Source organism: Nocardioides sp. (assembly GCF_031397825.1).
In the GTDB taxonomy this organism is placed as follows: domain Bacteria; phylum Actinomycetota; class Actinomycetes; order Propionibacteriales; family Nocardioidaceae; genus Nocardioides.
In genome coordinates, this window is sequence record NZ_JANNML010000004.1 from 1 (window position 1) to 4094 (window position 4094).

At 71.0% G+C, this 4094-nt stretch carries 3 protein-coding genes; 2 read left to right on the forward strand and 1 reads right to left on the reverse strand.

Going from position 1 to position 4094, the window contains the following annotated elements; translation table 11 throughout:
- Window positions 1-768 (forward strand): glycoside hydrolase family 99-like domain-containing protein (locus RMN98_RS00365; protein WP_309646813.1); only part of this gene is annotated, 768 nt, incomplete at its 5' end.
- A gap of 109 nt (window positions 769-877) precedes the next feature.
- On the opposite strand, the gene RMN98_RS00370 is transcribed toward RMN98_RS00365, so the two are convergent.
- The gene (locus RMN98_RS00370) at window positions 878-3235 is read right to left on the reverse strand and encodes a hypothetical protein (RefSeq protein ID WP_309646814.1); all 2358 of its coding nucleotides are present in this window, start codon (window positions 3233-3235) and stop codon (window positions 878-880) included.
- 440 nt (window positions 3236-3675) lie between these two features.
- Between RMN98_RS00370 and RMN98_RS00375 the strand changes: the two genes are divergently transcribed.
- Window positions 3676-4094, forward strand: a 419-nt coding sequence (locus tag RMN98_RS00375) for a S1 RNA-binding domain-containing protein (protein WP_309646815.1), incomplete at its 3' end; no start/stop codon positions are given.

Sequence of the window (4094 nt, forward strand, 5' to 3'; positions counted from 1 at the left end):
GCCCTGTGCTGGGCCAACGAGGCCTGGACCCGCAGGTGGGACGGTCTCGACCAGGACGTCCTGATCGACCAGACCTACCCACCGGGCTGGGAGGACGCGTTCTACGACGACCTCCTGCCGGCCCTGCGCGACCACCGCTACCTCCGGGTCGACGGCAAGCCGATGCTCGTCGTCTACCGCATCGGCCAGCTCCCCGACGGCGCTCGGACCATCGCCCGGTGGCGCGAGCGCGCCCGCCAGGACGGTCTCGGCGGGCTCCACGTCCTCGCGGTCACACCGTCACGCGACTTCGAGGCGCTGCCGGACGCCGTGGTCGGCGCCCTCGACGGCCTGGTCCGCTTTCCCCCGGGCTCCGGCATCGGGCTGCAGTCGCTGCGCGACCTCGCCCCCGGCCTGGACCCGGCGCACTCGGGCGACGTCCTGTCCTACGACGCCGCCATCGACGGCGCCGACCTCGCCACCACCGGCCCGCACGGCCTCCGGGTGCACCCCGGGGTCATGCCGGGGTGGGACAACACCCCTCGACGTCAGTCGGCGGCCTACGCGTTCCACGGCGGCAACCCGGTCTCGTTCCGGCGCTGGCTCTCGCGGGCGGTCGATGCCGCCTCGACCGGTGACGGCGAACGCCTCGTCTTCGTCAATGCCTGGAACGAGTGGGCCGAAGGCGCCTACCTCGAGCCGGACGCCCGCTTCGGGCGGGCCAACCTGGAGACCGTGCGGCAGGTCACCGGCGCACAGCCACGTGGACCCGGCCCAGAGAACAGCTGAGTCCGCACGCAGAACTCCCCCCGGGACCGAGGTCCCGGGGGGAGCTTCCGCCCCGCCCTTGGTGCGGCAGGAGTGACCGGCTCGCGGGCTCAGGGCCGGCGAGCAGCGGTCACGCTCGGCCCCCGCGGCCGGCGACGGCCTTGGGGTTCTTGGGTGTCGACAAGACGTTGGCGGGGTCGGCCCGCTGGGCGATCTCGTCGCCGTCACTGACGCCACCGCGGTCGGTGTCCCAGTGCGTGGGGTCCGACTTGCGGTTGTCGAAGCGCCCGTTGCGCGACCCCGTCCGCTCGGCCCTGTCCTGCAGGCCGTCGCGGTCGGTGTCCTTGCTCAGGGGGTTGGTGCGGACCTTGCCGATCGTGTAGAACTTCCCGCCCGGGATCCGGACACGCTGGTCGATCATGAAGCCCACGACCTCGATCCGGTCACCGAGACCGTCGGCGTCGGTGTCCTTGCGGTTGGGGTTGGTGCTCACGAGGCCGATGTTGGCCGACCTGTTGGGAGAGAGCTGCACCTGCTCCTGCACCCGGATGCCCAGGACCTCCTGGCCGTCGAACAACCCGTCGTCGTCGGTGTCGTCGTCGTTGGGGTTGGTCGCGGCCGACGGGAAGGAGTTGAGCGCACCGCTGGTCTCCTGGCCGTCGGTGAGGCGGTCGTTGTCGGAGTCGGCGTCGAGCGGGTCGGTCGCCGGGGAGGGGAACGAGTTCTCCGTGCCGTCGACCTCCTCGCCGTCCAGCAGGCCGTCGCCGTCGGTGTCCGCGTCGTTGGGGTCGGTCCCGAAGGCGACCTCCTCGCCGTCGGTCAGCCCGTCGTCGTCGGAGTCGGGGTCGGTCGCGTCGGTCGGCTCGTTGCCGTAGTCGTCGTTCTCGGAGCCCGTGGTCTCCTCGGTGTCGCTGAGACCGTCACCGTCGGTGTCCACCACCGGGCCGCCCGGGTCGAGCGGGTCGTTGGGGTCGGTGCCGCCGTCGATCTCGTCGCCGTCGTCGATGCCGTCACCGTCGGTGTCCGCGGTGTTGGGGTCGGTGGGCTCGTTTCCGTTGGCGTCGTTCTCCGACCCGGTGACCTCCTCGGTGTCGGTCAGGCCGTCACCGTCGGTGTCGGGGGAGTTGGGGTTGGTCGGCTCGTTGCCGAAGGCGTCGTTCTCCGAGCCGGTGGTCTCCTGGCCGTCGGTCAGGCCGTCGTTGTCCGAGTCGGGGTCGAGCGGATTGGTGGCCGGGGTCGGGAAGTCGTTCTCCGAACCGGTCGTCTCCTGGCCGTCGAGCAGGCCGTCGTCGTCGGTGTCGGGGTCGTTGGGGTTGGTCCCGATGTCGGTCTCGGTGCCGTCGTTGATGCCGTCGTTGTCGCTGTCGGCGTCGTTGGGGTTGGTCGCCGGGTTGGGGAACGGGTTCTGCGAGCCCGTGGTCTCCTCGGTGTCGGTCAGACCGTCACCGTCGGTGTCCGCACCGGTGGCGTCGCCACAGGTCACGCCGCCCGCCGGGGCCTTGGCGGTCGCGGTCATCGGGAAGAGGTCGAGCTCGGCCACGTCGATGAAGCCACCGAGGGTGACCTTGAGGTGCACCGCGGCCGCGCTCGCGGTCACCGTGAGCCCGTCCGGGCTCTTGGTGATGGTCGGCGTGCCGACGCTCAGCTCGAGGAGCAGACCCGCCTCGGCCGGCAGGCTCACCGGGTCGCCGGGGATGATCGGGACGCCGCCGAGCTCGACGATGGGCGTGCTGTAGGTCGCCTTGGTGCCGGCGGTGGTGCCGTCAGCCGTGACCTTCAGCTCCGGGGCCGAGGTCACCTCGAGGACGTTGTTGCCGGCGAGCTGGAGGGACGCCGTGCTCCCGGTGACCGTGCTGACGACGTTGCGCCCGCCGTTGGGGCGCCCGTTGGAGACCAGCTCGGTCTTCTGGCTCACCGAGGCGGTGCCCGGGAGGTTGACGACCCCACCGGTCAGGCCGGAGATGCCCAGCACGCTCACGTCGGCGGTGGAGACGCTGGACCGGCTGACCGGCACGTTGGCGCCCAGGCAGGTGCCGTCGGTCGCGAAGCGGGCCTGGGCGGAGGAGCTGGAGACGCCGAGGTCGAGGACACCGGGGACGGTGAGCGGGATCGTCCCGGCGACGATCGAGTCGGTGGCGGGCGCCATGTTGTCGGGCGGGGCGACCTGCGTCGCCTCGGAGAGGATGTTGAGGGGGATGGCCGTCAGGGCCGTGCCCTCGAGGTTGCGCGACTCGGCGGTCGAGCGCGGGTTGGTGGCGTTGAGGGTGCCCTCGACCTGGCCGAGGATCACCTCGGCGACGGAGGCCCCGACGAGCGGGACCCCGAGGACGGTGACGTGCAGGACCTCACCGGTGGCGGCGGTGGTGGCACCGGCCGGGACGGGCAGCGTCGCTGCAGAGGCGGGTGCCGCGAAGGGCACGGTGACGAGCGTGAGCAGGGCGAGGGTCGACAGACTGACCGTCGCCCCGAGGGGGCGCGGGATCTTCATGGGTGACTCCAGGGGGCGGGGGCGGGGAGTGGACACCCCAACCGGCTCGCTCGTGGCGAGGCGGAGGGAGCGTTCCGAGACGGGTCCGAGAGGTGTCCGAGAAGAACGGACCGCGGGTGCGCGGTCGGGGAGGGAGCAGGGCGCGAGGGTTGGTGTCCCCATGACGCCGAGGGGGCCGTACCCCCCCTGGCATCGGGTATACGGAGGGCCGGGTAAAGACCCCTACTGGTGCAGACCAGTGCCGGTTGGACGCCCGCCCGCGGCGCGGCGTACGCTGGGCGGTGCGCTAGAGGTCTGCCTTGGTCCCAGACGGAGTGGACTCTCGCTCACTGACGATGTCAGCCGGTTTCCGCCGGCACGACGCTCGATCCCATCGGCACGTGAAACCGGCCTCTGCGCGCGCCCGCACGACATCTGCCCACCAAGGAATTACTTCCCTTATGACGAGCACCATCATCCAGCCGGACTATGACGCCCCGCAGGTCGCGGTCAACGACATCGGATCCGAGGCCGACTTCCTGGCGGCCATCGACGCCACGATCAAGTACTTCAACGACGGCGACATCGTCTCCGGCACCATCGTGAAGGTCGACCGCGACGAGGTCCTCCTGGACATCGGCTACAAGACCGAGGGTGTCATCCCCTCGCGCGAGCTCTCGATCAAGCACGACGTCGACCCCTCCGAGGTCGTCTCGGTCGGTGACGAGGTCGAGGCCCTGGTCCTCCAGAAGGAGGACAAGGAAGGCCGCCTGATCCTGTCCAAGAAGCGCGCCCAGTACGAGCGCGCCTGGGGCACCATCGAGCAGGTCAAGGAGGAGGACGGCGTCGTCGAGGGCACCGTCATCGAGGTCGTCAAGGG

What these genes read in the sequence shown, in the direction of transcription:
- RMN98_RS00370 (WP_309646814.1), bottom strand. Translation starts at nt 3,235, where the DNA reads ATGAAGATCCCGCGCCCCCTCGGGGCGACGGTCAGTCTGTCGACCCTC.